18 protein-coding genes are annotated in these 18,134 nt (G+C 35.1%); 5 read left to right on the forward strand and 13 right to left on the reverse strand.

The genetic code is table 11. The features are described 5' to 3' along the window. Window positions 1-54 precede the first annotated feature (54 nt). From MHI40_RS16245 to MHI40_RS16270, 6 genes are all read right to left on the reverse strand, one after another. On the reverse strand, window positions 55-1,230 hold the full coding sequence (locus tag MHI40_RS16245) for a sugar ABC transporter permease (protein ID WP_093538302.1): 1,176 nt from the start codon (window positions 1,228-1,230) through the stop codon (window positions 55-57). Window positions 1,231-1,243: 13 nt separating this feature from the next. Further along, a complete protein-coding gene (locus tag MHI40_RS16250) occupies window positions 1,244-2,764 on the reverse strand; it encodes a sugar ABC transporter ATP-binding protein (RefSeq protein ID WP_093538301.1) in 1,521 nt (506 codons plus the stop codon). A 235-nt stretch (window positions 2,765-2,999) separates the two neighbouring features. Continuing rightward, on the reverse strand, window positions 3,000-4,103 hold the full coding sequence (locus tag MHI40_RS16255) for a sugar ABC transporter substrate-binding protein (protein ID WP_340763535.1): 1,104 nt from the start codon (window positions 4,101-4,103) through the stop codon (window positions 3,000-3,002). Window positions 4,104-4,384: 281 nt separating this feature from the next. After that, window positions 4,385-4,744, reverse strand: a complete 360-nt coding sequence (locus MHI40_RS16260) for a helix-turn-helix domain-containing protein (protein ID WP_340763536.1) — start codon at window positions 4,742-4,744, stop codon at window positions 4,385-4,387. A gap of 176 nt (window positions 4,745-4,920) precedes the next feature. Beyond that, window positions 4,921-5,733, reverse strand: a complete 813-nt coding sequence (locus tag MHI40_RS16265; protein ID WP_340763537.1) for a class I SAM-dependent methyltransferase — start codon at window positions 5,731-5,733, stop codon at window positions 4,921-4,923. Window positions 5,734-5,903: 170 nt separating this feature from the next. Then, window positions 5,904-6,332 carry a MarR family winged helix-turn-helix transcriptional regulator gene (locus tag MHI40_RS16270; RefSeq protein WP_340763538.1) on the reverse strand — a complete coding sequence of 143 codons (429 nt, stop codon included), beginning with the start codon at window positions 6,330-6,332 and terminating at the stop codon, window positions 5,904-5,906. Window positions 6,333-6,472: 140 nt separating this feature from the next. On the opposite strand from MHI40_RS16270, the gene MHI40_RS16275 reads away from it, so the two are divergent. Continuing rightward, window positions 6,473-6,991 carry a CarD family transcriptional regulator gene (locus MHI40_RS16275; protein WP_340763539.1) on the forward strand — a complete coding sequence of 173 codons (519 nt, stop codon included), beginning with the start codon at window positions 6,473-6,475 and terminating at the stop codon, window positions 6,989-6,991. 94 nt (window positions 6,992-7,085) lie between these two features. Here the strand turns inward: MHI40_RS16275 and MHI40_RS23445 are convergent, their stop codons facing one another. The 3 genes from MHI40_RS23445 to MHI40_RS16285 form a co-directional block, all read right to left on the reverse strand. After that, the gene (locus tag MHI40_RS23445) at window positions 7,086-7,226 is read right to left on the reverse strand and encodes a hypothetical protein (protein ID WP_445678327.1); all 141 of its coding nucleotides are present in this window, start codon (window positions 7,224-7,226) and stop codon (window positions 7,086-7,088) included. 60 nt (window positions 7,227-7,286) lie between these two features. Next, window positions 7,287-7,526 (reverse strand): DNA glycosylase, encoded by a 240-nt coding sequence (locus MHI40_RS23450; RefSeq protein ID WP_445678328.1) that lies wholly within the window; start codon window positions 7,524-7,526, stop codon window positions 7,287-7,289. A 313-nt stretch (window positions 7,527-7,839) separates the two neighbouring features. Beyond that, a complete protein-coding gene (locus MHI40_RS16285) occupies window positions 7,840-8,385 on the reverse strand; it encodes a helix-turn-helix domain-containing protein (protein ID WP_340763540.1) in 546 nt (181 codons plus the stop codon). A gap of 124 nt (window positions 8,386-8,509) precedes the next feature. On the opposite strand from MHI40_RS16285, the gene MHI40_RS16290 reads away from it, so the two are divergent. The 4 genes from MHI40_RS16290 to MHI40_RS16305 all read left to right on the forward strand — a co-directional run bounded on the left by MHI40_RS16290 (window position 8,510) and on the right by MHI40_RS16305 (window position 11,770). Further along, complete coding sequence (locus tag MHI40_RS16290) at window positions 8,510-8,761, forward strand: PLD nuclease N-terminal domain-containing protein (RefSeq protein WP_340763541.1); 252 nt, start codon at window positions 8,510-8,512, stop codon at window positions 8,759-8,761. Beyond that, window positions 8,745-9,650, forward strand: a complete 906-nt coding sequence (locus tag MHI40_RS16295) for an ABC transporter ATP-binding protein (protein ID WP_340764562.1) — start codon at window positions 8,745-8,747, stop codon at window positions 9,648-9,650. The genes MHI40_RS16290 and MHI40_RS16295 overlap by 17 nt, the downstream gene beginning before the upstream one ends. Continuing rightward, window positions 9,647-10,435, forward strand: coding sequence for an ABC transporter permease (locus MHI40_RS16300; RefSeq protein WP_340763542.1), 789 nt, complete (start codon window positions 9,647-9,649; stop codon window positions 10,433-10,435). Before MHI40_RS16295 ends, MHI40_RS16300 begins: the two co-directional genes overlap by 4 nt. A gap of 195 nt (window positions 10,436-10,630) precedes the next feature. Then, the gene (locus MHI40_RS16305; RefSeq protein WP_340763543.1) at window positions 10,631-11,770 is read left to right on the forward strand and encodes a fused response regulator/phosphatase; all 1,140 of its coding nucleotides are present in this window, start codon (window positions 10,631-10,633) and stop codon (window positions 11,768-11,770) included. 168 nt (window positions 11,771-11,938) lie between these two features. Here the strand turns inward: MHI40_RS16305 and MHI40_RS16310 are convergent, their stop codons facing one another. From MHI40_RS16310 to MHI40_RS16325, 4 genes are all read right to left on the reverse strand, one after another. Continuing rightward, window positions 11,939-12,793: a CheR family methyltransferase gene (locus MHI40_RS16310; RefSeq protein ID WP_093538288.1), complete on the reverse strand. Its 855-nt coding sequence runs from the start codon at window positions 12,791-12,793 to the stop codon at window positions 11,939-11,941. Window positions 12,794-12,807: 14 nt separating this feature from the next. Beyond that, complete coding sequence (locus MHI40_RS16315; protein WP_340763544.1) at window positions 12,808-15,594, reverse strand: CHASE3 domain-containing protein; 2,787 nt, start codon at window positions 15,592-15,594, stop codon at window positions 12,808-12,810. 209 nt (window positions 15,595-15,803) lie between these two features. Further along, complete coding sequence (locus tag MHI40_RS16320; protein ID WP_340763545.1) at window positions 15,804-16,373, reverse strand: SF0329 family protein; 570 nt, start codon at window positions 16,371-16,373, stop codon at window positions 15,804-15,806. Between the two features lie 310 nt (window positions 16,374-16,683). Beyond that, window positions 16,684-18,126 carry a vWA domain-containing protein gene (locus tag MHI40_RS16325; RefSeq protein WP_340763546.1) on the reverse strand — a complete coding sequence of 481 codons (1,443 nt, stop codon included), beginning with the start codon at window positions 18,124-18,126 and terminating at the stop codon, window positions 16,684-16,686. Window positions 18,127-18,134: the final 8 nt, after the last annotated feature.

Raw genomic sequence — 18,134 nt, forward strand, 5'->3', positions numbered from 1 at the left:
TAGATAAAATACAAGGCACCCCTTGAAAGAAAGGGTGCCACATTAACCTATACATTAAGCTCTTTGCTTACGTGTCATCACATCGAAAATTACCGCTCCTGCCAAAACTCCTCCACGGATCATGTATTGATAAGATATACCGACACCTAGCAAGTTCATCCCGCTTGATAAGCAAGCCATTACAATGGCACCAATAACAGCACCTGTTACTTTACCAACACCACCAGCAGAAGATACCCCTCCAACATAAGCAGCAGCGATTGCATCCAGTTCAAATAATGTACCTGCTGTAGTCGTAGCTGATTGTAGTCTCGAAGTAAATAGAATCCCAGATAATGCTGCGAGCATACCCATCGATCCAAATACGATATATGTAATCTTTTGTACATTGATACCACTTAAATGAGCAGCTTCTGGATTACTTCCGACTGCGTAAATATGGCGACCAAGTACGGTTTTCGTCGTTAAGAAATGATAGATAACTACTACTATAATCATAATGATTACTGTCCATGATAAACCATTGTATCCTGCTAAAATCCATGTAATATATCCAATAATTGCGGATATTAACACCAGTTTCGCACTGAATAACCCACTAGACATAACTTCAAAACCATAAGTCATTTTGTTGCGACGAGTAGAAATTTCATTGTAGACAAATAAAAGAATCCCAACTAAACCAACTAATAATGTTAATAGATGCAAACCATTTATTTGCATAATCGAAGGGATAAATCCATTCCCAATCGCATTAAATTGATCATCTTTAATAATAATAGTTCCAGTTTTTTCTGTTACTTGAAGTAATGCACCTCGGAAAATTAACATTCCCGCAAGCGTTGCTACAAAGGCTGGTATACCTATTTTAGCGATTAAGACACCATTAACCAATCCAATTAGTGCTCCAAGGATTAAAATTGCTGGAATAGTAATCCAAACCGACACGCCCATTTGCGTTAAAAATATTGCTGCAATTGCTCCTAAAAATCCTGCTAAAAATCCAACCGATAAATCTATATGGCGAATGACAATTACGAGCGTCATCCCTACTGCCAATACAGCGATATATCCTGCTGAATCCAATAGATTACTAATGTTTCTTGAGGACATAAATAGTCCGTTCGTCATAATCGTAAACGTTAACATAATGAATATTAACGCAATATACATTCCATAATCCCGAATGTTGGCTTTGACGAGTGCTTTTGCTTCTCCAAAAAAGTTCATCATTATCCCCCTTTTATTGCGTCGCAAGTTCCATTATCGTTTCTTGTGTCGCTTCCTCCATAGTTAGCTCTCCTTTAACGGAGCCCTCTGCCATGACATAAACTCGATCACTCATCCCTAGTACTTCGCCCAGTTCAGAGGAAATCATTATAATACTCATTCCTTCATTGATCAGTTCATTCATAATTGTGTAAATTTCAAACTTCGCCCCGACATCGATTCCCCTTGTCGGTTCATCTAATATCAAAATCTTAGGTCCTGTAAACAACCACTTACCAAGTGATACTTTTTGTTGGTTTCCTCCACTGAGCTTCCCGACAATCTGTTCTAGTGAGCTAGCTTTTATATAGAGAGAATCCTTATACGTTGTTCCAACTTTCACTTCTTCGTTTAAATTTAGTATTCCCTTTGTAGAAATTCCTTTGAGATGCGCTGCAGAAACATTACTCTTGATATCCTGTAATAGAAATAAGCCGTCTCCTTTACGATCTTCCGTTACATAGGCAATACCTGCTTTAATCGCCTCACTTGTATGCTTTAATACCTTTTTTTCTCCAAACATTTTCATATTACCCTGTATTTTATAGTTTTTAGGGTTACCAAAAATGCTGAGGGCAAGCTCTGTTCGACCAGATCCCATGAGACCTGCAATCCCGATTATTTCGCCTTTTTTTACCTCAAGCTTTACGTTTTTCACTACATTCCGACCGAGCTGTGAATCATAAGCAGTCCAATCAGATAATTCAAGAATTGTTTCACCAATTTTCTTATCGGGACGTTTCGGATAAATATCTTCAATATCACGGCCAACCATATTTTTTATAATGACGTTTTCAGATACTTCTCCCTCACTCGCATCAAGCGTGCAAATTGTCTGTCCATCACGCAATACTGTTACTTTATCTGCAATATTTATAACTTCCTTAAGCTTATGAGAAATCATAATGCAACTAATCCCTTGTTCTTTCAGCTCTTTTAGAAGTACCAACAAATTTTCACTATCATCTTCATTAAGTGCCGCAGTTGGTTCATCTAATATAAGCAAGTTAACGTCCTTACTTAGAGCTTTGGCGATTTCCACCAGCTGCTGCTTGCCGACACCTAATTCCTTGATAAGTGTTTCTGGAGTTACTCTTAACTTCACTTTTTGCAATAATTCGGTTGCTTGAACGATTGTTTTATTCCAGTCTACAAAAGGACCTTTTTTTTGTTCGTTTCCAGCAAATATATTTTCATAGACAGTCAAATCGGGAAATAGAGCTAGTTCTTGGTAAATAATACCGATGCCTACTTTGACACTATCCGAAATTTCATTGAACTGTTGAACTTTTCCCTCATATACGATGTCCCCAGTGTAATTACCATATGGGTAAACTCCACTTAACACTTTCATCAGAGTTGATTTACCTGCTCCATTTTCTCCAACCAAACAATGAATCTCGCCTTTTTTCACTTTGAAATTCACGTTTGAAAGTGCCTTAACTCCTGGGAATTCTTTAGAAATATTATTCATCTCTAAAATATACTCACTCATATTATTGCCTCCCTTACTTAAACAAAAAAAGTGAAACCTCAAACAGTAGGGAACTCATTAACATCTACTATCTGTTAATTGAACCATTCGGACATTTACGGCCATTTGCACTTTCACTTACGCCTTAGTCCTTTACCTTCTTGTAGAAGATAGAGGCCTACCGCCCGTCGATGCGGGGTAAAAATGGAGAAATAGTGATAGACGAATCTATCACTATTCCTCCTCTTCAACTGTTTTACTCTAGACCTGTAAATTCACTTGACTCATAATACTCAGAATCGATAAGTTCAGCTTTAACATTGTCTTTGTCCACTACGATTACATCCGTTTGTTTCGCTTTTACTTCCACAGATCCATTATCGTAAGAACCTGTTGTTTTTGGTGTGTTGCCATCTAGAACTTCTACTGCCATACCCATTGCATCTTTTACTAATGTACGAACATCTTTGAAAACAGTCATCGATTGTTGTTCGTCAATGATGTATTGAATGGAAGCTTTTTCTGCATCTTGGCCAGTTACAAAGTAATCAGTAATAGCACTATCAGATGCAAATACATCTGCGATAGAACGAGCAGTTCCATCATTCGGTGCAAGTATGGAAACATTTCCTTTTAGATTATCTGCTGCTGCTGTTAAATGAGTTTGTGCTTTGTTTTTTGCATCGTTTGGATCCCAGTTTGTAGTGATTTGACCAATAATTTTACCTAGCTGATCACGTGAAAGATCTGCTGAGTCTTTTAATGCCTCTGCTTCACTTGAATTGGCAATTTTAAAAGTTCCATCAGCAATTTTCGGCTGAAGCACTTTCCATGCTCCTTCAAAGAACAAGAATGCATTGTTATCAGACGCTGCCCCTGCATACAAGTAAAGTGGAACATCTGAGCCATCAGCATTGTCTACTAGATACTGCGCTTGTGCTGCACCAACTGCTAAGCTATCAAAAGTCACATAGTAATCTACTGCATCCGTATCCGTGATTAAACGGTCATATGCAATCACTGTTACACCCTCTTTTTTCGCTGCCTCTACTGCTGAAGCCGCTGCTGCACCATCATGAGGAGTGATGATTAATACTTTAATTCCTTTATTTAATAATGCTTCTACATTTTCTTTTTCCTTCGCTGAAGAACCTTGGCTGAATAGAATTTCTGTAGAATAATCCGAATCTGCTAAAGCGTCTTTGAAGCGTTGCTCATCTTGAACCCAACGTGGCTCATCCTTTGTTGGTAATACAATACCAACATCTACCGAATTACCTCCGCCATTATTACACCCTGCGGCCACTAATGCTAAAACCATTAATATAACTAAAAAAGTTAACCCCTTGAACTTCTTCATTCTTTATCCCTCTCCCTTTTTCTAAAAGTTGATTACTTCTTTATTATAAATTCAGAATATTTATATGAAAGCGCTATCAACTGTATTCTTTTATCATTACCTATACTTTTTTAGCTTTTAGAATAACTTGTAGGATATTGGGGTAGAATTCAGAGTCGATTGGCGATTATTACATTTTTCCATAAAAAAAGAAACCTTAAGCATCAAAATGCTACCGGCTTCTTTCATACCTATTTTGCGGATGAACCAGGTTGTGGTATATTCGCTTGCATCCTGTCTTCTTAACCATTTCTCCATTCATCTTCCCAGAATTCCTGCTTGTTATTTCCTACACTCTTTTCTTTATCCTGTACATATTGTTCAAATGATTCCATCAAACGTTCAAGCAAAATATTTTCTTCCTCGTACGTATCTATAGATTTCACTTCCACTGATGCAACATTTGGTGGAACTCCAGTTAACTTATGAACACTTACATCTAAGGCTTCCGCAATTGGTCTAATATATCGGCCGTCTGGCACATCCTGACGTTCCCAATTAGAAACAGTGCTGATTGTTACCTTTAACTCTAGGGCAAGTTCCTCCTGTGACATGTTCTGTTCTTTTCGAACTTTGCGCAGAACCTCTCCTTTTACTTGCATTGTATATTCCCCTTTCTAAACGTTATTTAAAAAGTAATCTACTAGTATTTACCCCACTTCATAAATATTATGTAAATTATCTGATAATGACTAGAAAGTACCTATACTGGAAAAATAGTTATTTAGACTGACTAAATAGATTTTGATATCTTATTGTTAATCTATATTTCTATGTTCTAAATCTTTTTCCCGATATAAAGTAAATGCGAGGAGATTCCTAAAACATGGGGATCATTAGCTTTCTCGGTTAGTAATCTAATAACTTTCTCAAACTCACTTGAACCTTTATCTCTCCAGTAGCTCCAATTATCACCGCTCAAGAGAGTACCTATATTAGAACCTATTAAATCTAGACTTTCAAATCCGTTTGCCTCCATGAATGGTTTTATTTCCTCTATATTAAAGTAATAAGCTCCTGTAAATCGTCCTTCCTCCTTATGGTTAAAACGTCCACTTTGAGAAAACTGGTCTATATTATCCATTTGGTTATTCGGCTTCCAATTTTCTGGATACATGAGAGACGTTAAAATATGTCTAACTCTCGGCATAAACGCCACAAAAACAATTCCACCCTTTTTCGTAACTCTATATAACTCATTTACCGCTTGAACACGCTCTGCTTCTTCTTGTAAATGATACAAAGGGCCAAGCATTAATGAGGCATCAAATTGGTTATCTTTCAGTATAGTAAGATCTGTTGCATCCGCTACATGGAATCCATTAAAATTTTGTTCTAACTTAAGCTCGTTTGCTTTATCTTTAGCCATTTCCACAAGCTGTGGAGTTAAATCGGTGAGTGTAACTCTGTATCCCTCATTTGCTAATCGCATAGAATATTTTCCCGGTCCCGCTCCATTATCTAGAATCTCTCCATTTAAAGGAAGATACTTTTTTAAATAATGCCAATTCACTTGGAACTCGATAGGCTCCCTATCCAATCGTCCCCATTCATCAAACCTATTATAATACTCCATAATAATGTTTTTCATATTGCCTCCTACTTTCTTTTCATTTTATAAGTAGTTCTTCACAATGGCACAAAGTTCCTTCAAAGATCTCAGTTTACACATATAAAAAAAGACCACTCACCCATTTAATTATGGAGAGTGGTCTTCAATTTTAAAAACTAGACCCTTGTATGATCTTAATGGGTTCTAGATTATATTCCCCAGTCCAGTTTCAATATTTCTTTGAATACATCTAACTTTTCTCTATCTATTTGATCTGCAATTTTTTTCTCTAATCCAGCCTTAAGGGATTCATTTTTTTCATAGCATGCTTCTCCTAAGGTAGTTAACCGAATGCATTTTTCTTTTTTATTGTGTGTTACTTGATTAACTTCCACTAATCCCTTTGATTCTAAGCTTCTTATGAACTTATGCGTTGCCTGGCGTGTAATATTTACTTGTTTATTAATAGAGGATATGGTCGGATTCTTTTTGTATATTCTTGCGATGATGAACCACTCTGAATTAGATATATAGATATCATTGCTACTATTCCATAATTCTTCTGTTACCTTTCGAATCATAAGATTCCTCTCACTTATTAGATCAAATAAATCTAAATCATTTATCTCGAAATTCAAGCACTTTCCCCCGTTCAATAATGTCCTTTACAAATATACAAGCCCTCTATCAAATCGTCAACTAAGTTGACTATTTTTATATTTGGGTTATAATTAGCTTAGTTAACTTAGTTGACAATATTCTTTAGAGGAGCATGTAAATGTTTAAAGTTGGCGAACTAATTGTTTATTCTACTCATGGCATATGTCAGATAGATGATATTTGTGAAAAAACATATTTCGATATTACAAAGAAATATTATGTTTTACACCCATTAGACAATCTGAAGTTATCGATAAGCACTCCGGTCAATAGTAAAGCGGTAGCTATGCTTGAACTCCTTGATCAAGCTGAGGCTAAAACAATATTAAATTCCTTTGGCTCATCGGGTATTGAGTGGATTGAAGATAGTAAACAACGTACAAAAACTTACTCTGAGATTATTAAAAGTGGTAATCGAAAAGGACTCGCAAAAGTAGTAAATACACTTTTACGAAAAAAGTATGATGCCCAGTTGGAAAATAAAAAATTAGTTGACCAGGACTTGAAACTATTGATTTCCGTTCAAAACATTCTGTATAGAGAACTGGCATATTCTTTAAATACTTCCTTTGAATCCATATTGGAAGAGATTTCAAACAGCATTCACTCAAAAATGAAAGTTTCCAGTACTGTGTGATATATTCTATACAAAAAGCCCCGACCAATTCAGTGAATTGATTGGAGGCTTATTTAGTTCTTTTCATATCAACGAACTTAAGAACATCTTCGATTCAATATAAGAATCTCCATAAATAAAAGGTTGCATATGACTCCCAGCCCCTCCATGGGACTGCTAGTTTTGATATTTCTTCTTTTGTTGGTTTATCTACTGTACCGGTTAAATTAGCAATATCCCCGAATATTTCTACCATTCTTCTTTTTTAATGTATATGTATACGCCAGATTGATCTGCTGTCCAAGAATCCCCCAAACTATTGCTTCAAATAATCTGGAATCCCAATATTACGAAGCCCATAAAACTCATCCACTGCATTATGTAGTAAGTAATCTTTTTTAGCCATTTCATAAAAAGGTCTTAAATCATTATCTAGATCCAACCATTCTCTTACATATTGGTGTACCTCGTCCGTTACCTTTTCACTGACAACGTAGTTATCCTCTAAAAAGTGAATAACAAGTTTCCCTTCAGTATTTTCACTAATTCTAACCAATTGAACTTCATCTATTACGGGGATTGCTTTTACGACTATATTATCTAGGAATGAGAAGCCTCTTAACTCTTAGATCCTATATGAAATTACCATTTCACTTTAACCCTTATGCATGTTAGAAGTACACTTTCTGCATCGAGGTTGAAAATTCCTTCTATTGATAACTACTAACTCTTTTACTTTTTACCTTTTCATAGACTTCACATATTCCATGTCTACGTAAAAAGAGACCTCCCATCAATCCAATAGAATGATGAGAAATCTCTAGAATAAATCTAACTAGCTATTCCCTTTAGGCTTTTTTGAAACCACTTTATGTATCGGGAATAATTGTAACTCCAATTGTTCGTACGGGGATATCTATTTCCTCTTGGTTACTTGGAAAAAGATAGTATTTAGTTAAAATTTCTTTTAGCTCATTTTGAAAATTTAAGAAATCTTCGTCATTCATTTTTAATTCGATTAAAGAAAATGCTGCTCCATCATGAGAATCGTTCGTTTCTTCTATTTTCTTTAAATAGTTTTGATATTGAGTCATTAATGTTAATTGATAGAAAGATACAAAATCAAGTTTTTCTTGTTGAGATGCTTGATTCCACTCCCCTTGATCAAGTTTCAGCTTCTCTTCATTTAACACATAATATTTCTCAGATACCGATTTCACCTTCTTTTCATTTATTACACGAATTATCTCGGAGTCTAATAACACTTGTATATGTCTGTAGAGAGTTGCTTGTGGCACATCCTTAATAATTTTGACCATTTCTAATGGTGTTAATCCATTTTCTTTATTTCTTAATAATGCTTGAGAAATTTTCATTCGTACTGGATGCATAAGCACTTCAACTTTATTTAACATTATATCCCCTCACTTGGTTATTCTTATTCTCATTATAAAGAATAAGAATAAGTAGTGCAAAATATAAAACATCATGTTATCATTATTGATAATGAGAATTACTTTTTAAAAAGGAGTTGGGATTATGCAATTGCATTATGGAATAAATGATTTAAAAGACTTTGATTTAATGCCTTTCTTACCTATCGTGCTCCCAGTTATTTTAGTAGGATTTATACTTGCTATGGTTGCATTAATAGATTTGTACAGAAATAAAAACAGGAGAAATAATGTACTTATATGGACACTAATAATAATTTTTGGCAATACACTTGGACCAGTTCTGTATTTTGTTATAGGTAGAAAGGATAGTGAGCAAGTTGACATTGGAAATTAGAAATGTAAAGAAAACTTTTAAAAACAAAACTGCCGTTGACAGCTTCTCGGTGGTACTACAATCAGGAGATTGTGTAGGATTAATCGGACCTAATGGGGCTGGGAAATCGACACTCATTAAAATGATCGCAGATATTATTAATCCAGACACTGGTGAAATCCTATTAAACGGAAAAAAAATTTCTTTGATGAAAAAAGAAATTGGATACTTACCACAATATCCAAATTTCTTCCCCTGGATGACAGCCAAAGAGACACTAATGTTTATGGGAAAACTTTCTGGATTAAATAGAGCTGTACTAACAAGCACTATTCCGAGTATTTTAAAAAAAGTCGGTTTAAGCGAAGAGGAAGACTCGAAAGTAGGTACATTTTCAGGTGGTATGAAACAGCTACTTGGAATTGCTCAAACCTTACTACATAAGCCCTCCCTCATTATTATGGATGAACCCGTTTCTGCTCTGGACCCCATTGGCCGAAGAGAAGTATTAAACCTTATCCAAGAAATAAAACAGGAAACAACCATCCTACTATCAACGCATATTTTAGGTGACGCACAAGAAATCTGTGAGCGATTTATAGTTATTAAAAATGGATTGAAAATCGAGGACACAACGAGTACTGAACTACTTCAAAGAAATAGCGAAGATAGATTGAATATTGAAATTACAGAAACAGATCATAAATGGGTTGGTATTATAGGAGAATTACCTTATGTGAAAGGAATAGAAGTAATTGGGAATAAACTAATGGTGAAAATGGAAAACCTAGAGGCTAACAAAAACTTATTACTAGGCAATGCACTGAAACATAATGTAAATATCTTAAAGTTTGAAGTAGGTAATGATACGTTAGAAGAAATTTTCTTAAAATTGGTGGTGGAGAAATGAATACTTTTATAGTCCTAGTTAACAAAGAATTTACCCAGATGGCACGAGATTTTAAGATTATTTGGCTTCCGCTAGTATTTATCTTGCTAGGGATTACGCAACCTGTAATGACATATTACTTGCCTGCTATATTAGATACTTTGGGAAGCGGTCAAGGCATTACGATTGACCCAAGTATGACAAATCAACAAGGTGGTGAGATTTTAGCTGGCACGATAGGTGCACAATTTGATCAGCTAGGAATTATGATTATTGCAATCTCTTTGATGGGAATCATCCAAACCGATAAAGCTAGCGGAATGTTAGCCTTTATTTTAACTAGACCTGTAGCTGTTTTCTCATACGTGGGAGGTAAAATTGCTTCTAACTATATTTTTATTGCATTTAGTGTTGCTGCTGGATACCTCGCATCCTATCTATACGTAAATTTTCTATTCACAGATGTTGCTGTTTCCGATATGCTCATCGCTCTATTATTTTATCTAATATGGGTTATTTTTATAGTCTCGTTTACAGCAATGATTAGCACACTTATAAATAGTCCAGGCCTTATCGCATTAATCTCCATTGCATTTTTAATAGGTTGTAGAGTTATTGTTGGCTTAAATTCAATAATCGATTTAGTAAATCCGGCCAGTATGAGTAAACATGCAATGGAAGTGCTCATAACTGGATCTGTAAATTCAAACGCATTTGTCAATTTAGCGGTAACGTTGGTTTGTGTTGCCGGAGCAATATTTGTAACAAACTATTGGATTTCCAATAAAAAATACAGTAATGAATGACCAGATACTCAAATAAAAAATTTAAATTAGGATTCCAGTATACAAGAATTGAACTAGTTTTAAATTGAAGCATTAATCTTTTAAATACCGTATCTGTATAATCTTTTGTATAATAAAGAGATAAAAAGTATTAGTTCATATTATTAAGTGATAAAATACAAAACTATCTTTATAAACTACAGGGGGAAATAACCAATGACGATTTTACTGGTAGATGACAATACCGTCAATCTATTTGTAATAGAAAAAATATTAGATAGCGCTGGTTATAAAGATACAGTTTCACTAACATCGGCTCAAATGTTATTTGACTATTTACAACTTGATCATCCTAATCCAACCTTTAATTCGGTTGATTTAATCTTACTAGACATCATGATGCCCGAAATTGATGGCATTGAGGCTTGTAAACGTATTAAACAAAATGAGAGATTTAAAGATATCCAAATAATCTTCGTAACAGCACTCGAAGATAAAAACAAACTAGCTGAAGCACTTGATATTGGTGGGAGCGATTATATAACTAAGCCAATAAACAAAGTGGAGCTATTAGCACGTATTCGCGTAGCCCTTCGATTAAAGGCAGAACTTGACTGGCATACCCAACATGAAAACAAAATTCAATACGAGCTAGACTTGGCCACACATGTCCAAAGAAGTTTATTGACCGCTCCTTTTAAAGAAGAAAAGATACAAATCGAAGTATCATACCTTCCTTCTTTTAATCTTGCCGGAGATATGTACTATTGGCATAAAATAAGTGACAATCGATATGCGATTGTTTTATTGGACATGATGGGACATGGTATTTCGGCTTCCTTAGTATGTATGTTTATATCCTCCGTACTAAGAGAGTCTATTAAGCAATTAGTAGAGCCGGAACTAGTTATTAAGGAATTAAATCGTTATATGCTTCTTTTACATAATGAAAAAATTGGAATCCCTTATTATTTTACAGCTATCTATATGGTCGTAGACACAGAAAAGAAAACGATTGAATACGTGAATGCTGGTCATCCTCCGGGATTCGCACTTGTAGACGATACTAAAATGGTTCCATTAGATAAAGGGAGCTGCGCAGTTGGTTTCTTCGATGAGATTGAGGTTAAAAAAGAGGTTATTACGTACGAGAAAGATATACAAATTATATTGTATACAGACGGAGTTCTAGAAGCTATGGATCCTTGTGAAATAGAATCTGAAAAAAAACTTGAACAGTTAGCTTCTAAAAGATGGAAACAATCACAGTCATTGATTGATAACCTATTAACAAAAGAACAACAAACTGCTCAACCTGACGATATGTGTGTGTTAATGATTAAATGCAACGAATAATTTAAAAAGTACATTCTTATATAAAAAAAAGCACAAATGTTATTTTACAACATTTGTGCTTTTTTAAATTTATTGGTTAACTTAGGAGAGATATGATAGTCAGCTATGATTAGAAGCTTAAAAAGTAAATGTAAATACTCCTCCTAAAACATCCTAAAGTAATCATTATCAAACCCTTTGATAAATACGTTCATTCCCTGCTATTTCTTGATACTTCTCCGTGACTTGAGAGAAACGGAGTGTTTCTTTGTCTCCCAATCCTAGGAACCCTTGAGGGCTTAAACTCTCATAGAATAGATGCTGTACCTGTTCTTGGAGATCTGCAGTAAAGTAAATAAGGACATTTCGGCATATAATCACATGAAACTCATTGAATGATTGATCTGTCACTAGATTATGCTGAGCAAAGATAATATTCTCTAGTATAGATGGATGAAAATAAGCATATTGATCATCTGCTTTATAGTACTCAGAAAAGGCGTAATTTCCTCCTGCAAGCATATAGTTTTTCGTATATGCTTGCATTTTTTGGATAGGAAAGGCGCCTTTTCTTGCCTTTTCCAATACTTGTTCATTCATATCCGTCGCATATATAACTGCTTTGTCCTTGAGTCCTTCTTCTTCTAACAAAATTGCCATGGAGTATACCTCTTCACCCGTTGCACATCCTGCATGCCAAATTCGAATCTCTGGATACTTGCGAAGAATAGGAACTACTTCTTTTCTAAAAGTCTTAAAGAAGCTAGGATTACGAAACATTTCTGTTACGTTGATGGAAAAATCATTTAGCAAGCTTTCTAAAAAGTGCTCTTCATGTATCACTTTTTCTAGTAACCCGGTAACTGTCTCAATGCCATTTATATTCATGCGATTGTGAATACGACGAGATATGGAAGATCGGTTGTACTGTCGAAAATCGAATCCTGATAAGCGATAGATGGCTTCCAGCAAGAAATCGATCTCCAAGTCTTCATGTTGTTTATATACTTCCTCAAGTTTCATATTTTCACCTTGCTTGTCCATCTTTTAAAACTCCCTTAAGATACTAACCATACTCGAAGAACAGAGAATAGTTGATCTAGATTTAGCGGTTTACTGATATAGTCAGAAGCACCAGCTTCCAAACACTTATCTCGATCATTCTTCATTGCCTTCGCTGTTAAAGCTATTACAGGTAATTCTTTCAATTGTAAATCGTTTCTAATTCTATACATTGCTTCATATCCATCCATATTCGGCATCATGATATCCATTAGTACTATATCAATTTCAGTATTGTCCTGTAATATATCCAAGCATTCAATGCCATCTTTGGCTACCAGGATATTCACTCCTCTTTTTTCAAGGGCCGTTTTAAGAGCGTATATATTACGGTAATCATCATCAACGATTAAAATATTTTTGTTTTGGAAAACATTCGTGTGATCATGCAATGAAACTAACACTTCATCTTTTTCAATTACAGTTTGCTTCTGGACCTCAAGCTTAGCCAAATCTGATACAAAAGCTGTGGACGGTTCGAATGATGCCTGAGTTACAGCTACCTCTGAATAATCTATATTTAGATGTTTGTCTAGAATAAGGCCGTTCGGAAGACTTGGAACAACTAGTTTAAATACGCTACCAACTCCTTCTTCACTTTGCAGTGTAATCCAACCACCAAGTAACCTTGCGAACTCTTTACAAATAGATAAACCAAGACCTGTTCCACCAAACTTACGAACGGTTGCACCATCCGCTTGCTGGAATGTCTCAAAAATTAGCTCATGCTTGTCTACTGGGATACCAATACCTGTGTCGGCTATCGATACTTCCAACCAATCTTTGCTTATTGCTCTCATTTCCTCTGTTTGCAGTTGTTTCTCAATTTGTTTAATCGTTAATGCAACGGAACCTTCTTCCGTAAATTTAAAGGCATTGGATAGAAGATTTTTTAAAATCTGCTGAAACCTTTTTTCGTCTGTAAAGAAAAGGTCTATTACATCGTCCTCTTTGAAAATATGAAACTCTAAATTTTTCTTCTGTGCAATAGGCGAGAATACATGCTCCATATGTTGAGGTAACTCACTTAAATTGACTTCTTCAAATAGAACTTCGAGTTTACCTGCCTCTACCTTAGAAAGATCTAAGATGTCGTTTATTAGCGAGAGTAAATCTTCTCCTGAAGAATGGATAACATTTGCAAACTCTGCATCCTCATCAGTTAAACGTCCTTGATCGTTTTCTGCTAGCATTTCCGATAATATCAGAATACTATTCAAAGGTGTTCGGAGTTCATGAGACATATTCGCCAGAAACTCCGATTTATAGTTTGAATGTAGGGTAAGTTGCTCTGCTTTTTCTACTAATTCTTTCCTAATTTTCTCTAGCTCTTTGTTTTTTGTTTCCGCATCCTTTGTTTTTTCTTCTAACTGCTCATTAATTTGTGTTAATTCTTCCGTTTGCATTTGAAGCTCTTCGGATTGAGTTTGTAATTCCTCAGACTGTACTTGTAATTCTTCTGTCATCGCTCTAGATTCGTTTAGTAGTCGAATAATTTCCATGCGTCCTATGACACTATTAATCGATAATCCAAAGGTCTCCACAATTTGTTTTACTAAGTCCTGCTGTAGCTTACTATATTCAGTCATAGTAGCAAGTTCCATCACTGCTATGACGTCCCCTTCAAATAATATAGGAACAATAAATATACTACGAGGAGGTACTTCCCCTAAACCAGTAGATATATAGCGATAATCTTCGGGTATTTCATTAAAGATGAAGGTTTGTTTCTCTTGCACACACTGCCCAATTAGCCCCTGTCCAATTCGAAAACTTTCTCTTCCAATATCCTTCTCGAAATTATTATCTGCAAAGGAGGCATTCTTTATGAAATGATTTCGGTTATCCTCTATTTCTCTTACATAAAATGCACCAGAAGAAGAGTTAGTCATCTTAGCTATTTCAGACATAAATACTTTTGCAAGTGCTTCTATAGAAGCAACACCTTGATATTTTGTCACAATTTCAGCAAGATTTGTTTGCAACCATTCTCGGCCATCCAAATTATCCAATAGATCATTGGTTGCATTTGCAAGTTCATTTATTTCATCATTCGTATTTACATGTATTCTTTCTTTCAAATCACCATTGTTAGAGGCAATTTTTTTAATGGTTTGTGTCACATCATTAATAGTTCTAACAATTGATTTCGAAACCTGGCTTGATATAACTATTGCAATGATAGAAACAGTTAAAAGCAGACCGAATAATCCTACTGTCAAATTATTATTTTGCTTATCTAACTCCTCTGCCCTAACTTGGGCAATCTCTCTTTCGGATTCACGGAAGTCGTTAAACTGATTTCTAATAGATTGCATGTATTCACGACCACGGTCATTGGCATAGAACTGTTGAATAGCAGCATCATCATTGTCCCTTTTCAGTCTAATCGCGTTCTCCCCAGCCTCCTCTATCCACAGGTCAGTTGTTTCTCTTACCACCTGTAGTTTTTGTTGCTGATCTGGTTTATCCGCCATTAACTGATACAGTTCCTTGAATTCAATCTGCCACTCACCAGCTGCTTTGTAGTAAGGCTCTAAATAGATTTCATTTCCTGTAATGACAAACCCACGCTGACCTGCCTGCATATCCATCACAAATTTCTCTACATTATTTGTCAGTGTTTCTACTTTATTATTATATTGAAGAAGAAAATTTCTTTCTTGCTGAAGTGAACGAATTTGATTGTTTAATATAATCACGGAAGCAAATAAACAAACAATAATAATGATGTATCCGATGGTAATCTTAGGACGTATACCAAACTTCCATTTATTCTCCATTTATATCCTACCTTTATTTTAGATTTTCTTATTTAATACTATAGCAATTAGCCGTAAAATAACAGTGTTCCTTAGACTATTTAAAACAAACTATTATTTAAAATATTTAAATATAAAAAAGAAGAAAGACCTCTCTCCAAAGCCATGTTTGGATGAAAGGTCGCTAAACTGTTGAATGTCATTATAAATTTTCACTGCGTTATTTATTATCATAATTTACTAAGTCGTAGTGCATAAAAATACTGTACAATTGGATGCTTTAGCTTAATCTTCTCAGCCATATTTAAAATTCGTTTTTTTCCAAGCCGTCTGTCTACCAAAGCTAGAATATTCATTAGAATATCATTGCTCTCTAGGCTTTCCTCTAGAGGAGTGGATAAAAACTTATTAGCTACAACGATAAAGTTTGATTTGCTTAATGATGACTGTGCTGACAAAAGCTCCTTTGCCAATTCTGATAACTTTCTGCTCCTTGCTATTACTAATAGGCGATCCTCTGGAACTAATCCCTTGGTTACTTTTCTCAATACTTCAATTTCCTCATTACTGATAGGAGTTTGTATACCAGAGTCATTCTTAATTTCTTGCTCTGTCTGATACCATTTGATTAATGTAGTTTTATCGCTCATATTGAATACATTCTTTTTATCGACCGCGATATAACAACTCCCTGCTTTATCGGGTAAATAACGGTAGCTAGTTGCACGGTATTCAACTCTTCCTTGTAATGCAGGACAGAGAAAACTCTCCAAATTTTGTTTCAATTTGCTCCAGGACATATCATTCTCCTTAATTTTCATACTGTATAAATAAATTGAGTTAGTTAAGCTGTTCTAATATTATCATACAATAATCAACACATCGAACATACTAAATGCTAGGTGATTTTAAAAGATATCAGGCTTTACCAAAATTTTTGATTTGGTGATTACTCATTTTTACTATATAGGAAACTTACTATTCATCCTTGTTAAATTGAATAGTATTTTAAAAGCATAAAAAATAACCACCTCTCTACTTACGTGAAGTGGTTATAGCTTTATTATATTAAAGCAAATGAAAAGAAGAGCCAAAATGGAAAGCTTTCTTTTATATTTCAAACGCAGTAAAACTACCCTCTTCATCAAAATCTTTAACTTTAATAACCTTATCGGCAAACTGTTCAACAGTATCTATTCTGCAACCTATTACAAGGGATAGCACTTTAAAATTCTTCTCCTTTTTCTTTCTATTAAATGCTTCAAGAAATGAAGCCGAAACCTTATCTTCTCCGTCTGTTACAAACACAATATCCGCTTGCTTAAACTTGCTTTCATTTATTACATTCAATGCTCCATCAAGCGGAAGCGCAAAGTTCGTACCTCCACCTAAGAAAGTTTGAGCTAAATTGATCATATCTGAACATTTTATTTTTCCTTTTTCGAATGTTAAAATCTGCGTGGAGGTAGAGAACAAAATTAAACAAAAATCCCTTCTTTGCTTTCTTGCAATTGACATAAGAGCTAATGTAAAGCCTTTGGATTGGGTGTCTAGCCTTTGCATACTTCCTGATTGATCTAGACAAAGTATGATTGGTCCTTTCCCCAATACTTCTTTCCCTATTTGCTCATATTGCATCGTCTGCCCTTCTACAAAGCGACGAAGGAAGTCGTTCTTAGTTATTGGGTGTATATATAAACCCAATTCTATCGGCAGTAATCTTTCCACATCGTTGCCTAACGTAATCCCACTTCTTTCTATTGAATCACTTTTATTGGGCTTTTGCTTATTACGAGCTATCTGTTTGAATCTTCCAGCCCAATCCGCAATTTCTTTCATCTTTTTATTAGATGCAATTTTTTCAGCTAATGAGATTTGGTCACGCAAAGGAATCTTTTTCAGTTCTGCATCACCATTCCCTGCACTGTAGCCACCAAGCAACGACTTCAGACTATCTTTCACTTGTTTTGTTTCTTGCATAGCGTGAACCAATGCATGGGAAAAGCTGTCACTGTTGATTTGAAGCATCCATTGCAATTTCTCATTAAACTTAGTCATCGCTTCTGTAAGATTCTCTTCTGACACCAAAGGTTCTTTTCCTATATACTCTTGCCGCTTTTGCTTTAGAAACTTCCTTTGAATCATGTGAAGTTCCTGCATCTGTTTCTGAATTTTTTCATCTTCCTGTATTTGGTCAACCAGCCATTGGTTCGTCCTCTCTCCGATTTTCACAGTGGCAATAGCTGACGACAAATCATCCAATCGGGTGAAGTTCCGGTATTCTACAAAATATTCATCCTTCATAATTCTTTCCATGAGTGTTTTATTGACCATAAGCATGTTATCTACATCACTTTCCGTAATTTCAGGTTTCATCTTATATAATGATGCCCATATGTCAGCTAGTAATGGTTCGAACATCGGTAATACACCTTCACCTCTAACCTTTTGAAGACCGGGTGACATCTCAAATACTTCTTTGAAGCGTCTTTTATCGAATGAGTCCGTGTTCAATACGGAAAGATTATCGATGTAACTTTTAGGAAATTTCACAGAGGTCA

The sequence above is a fragment of the Psychrobacillus sp. FSL H8-0510 genome, assembly GCF_038008345.1.
GTDB classification, from domain to species: domain Bacteria; phylum Bacillota; class Bacilli; order Bacillales_A; family Planococcaceae; genus Psychrobacillus; species Psychrobacillus psychrotolerans.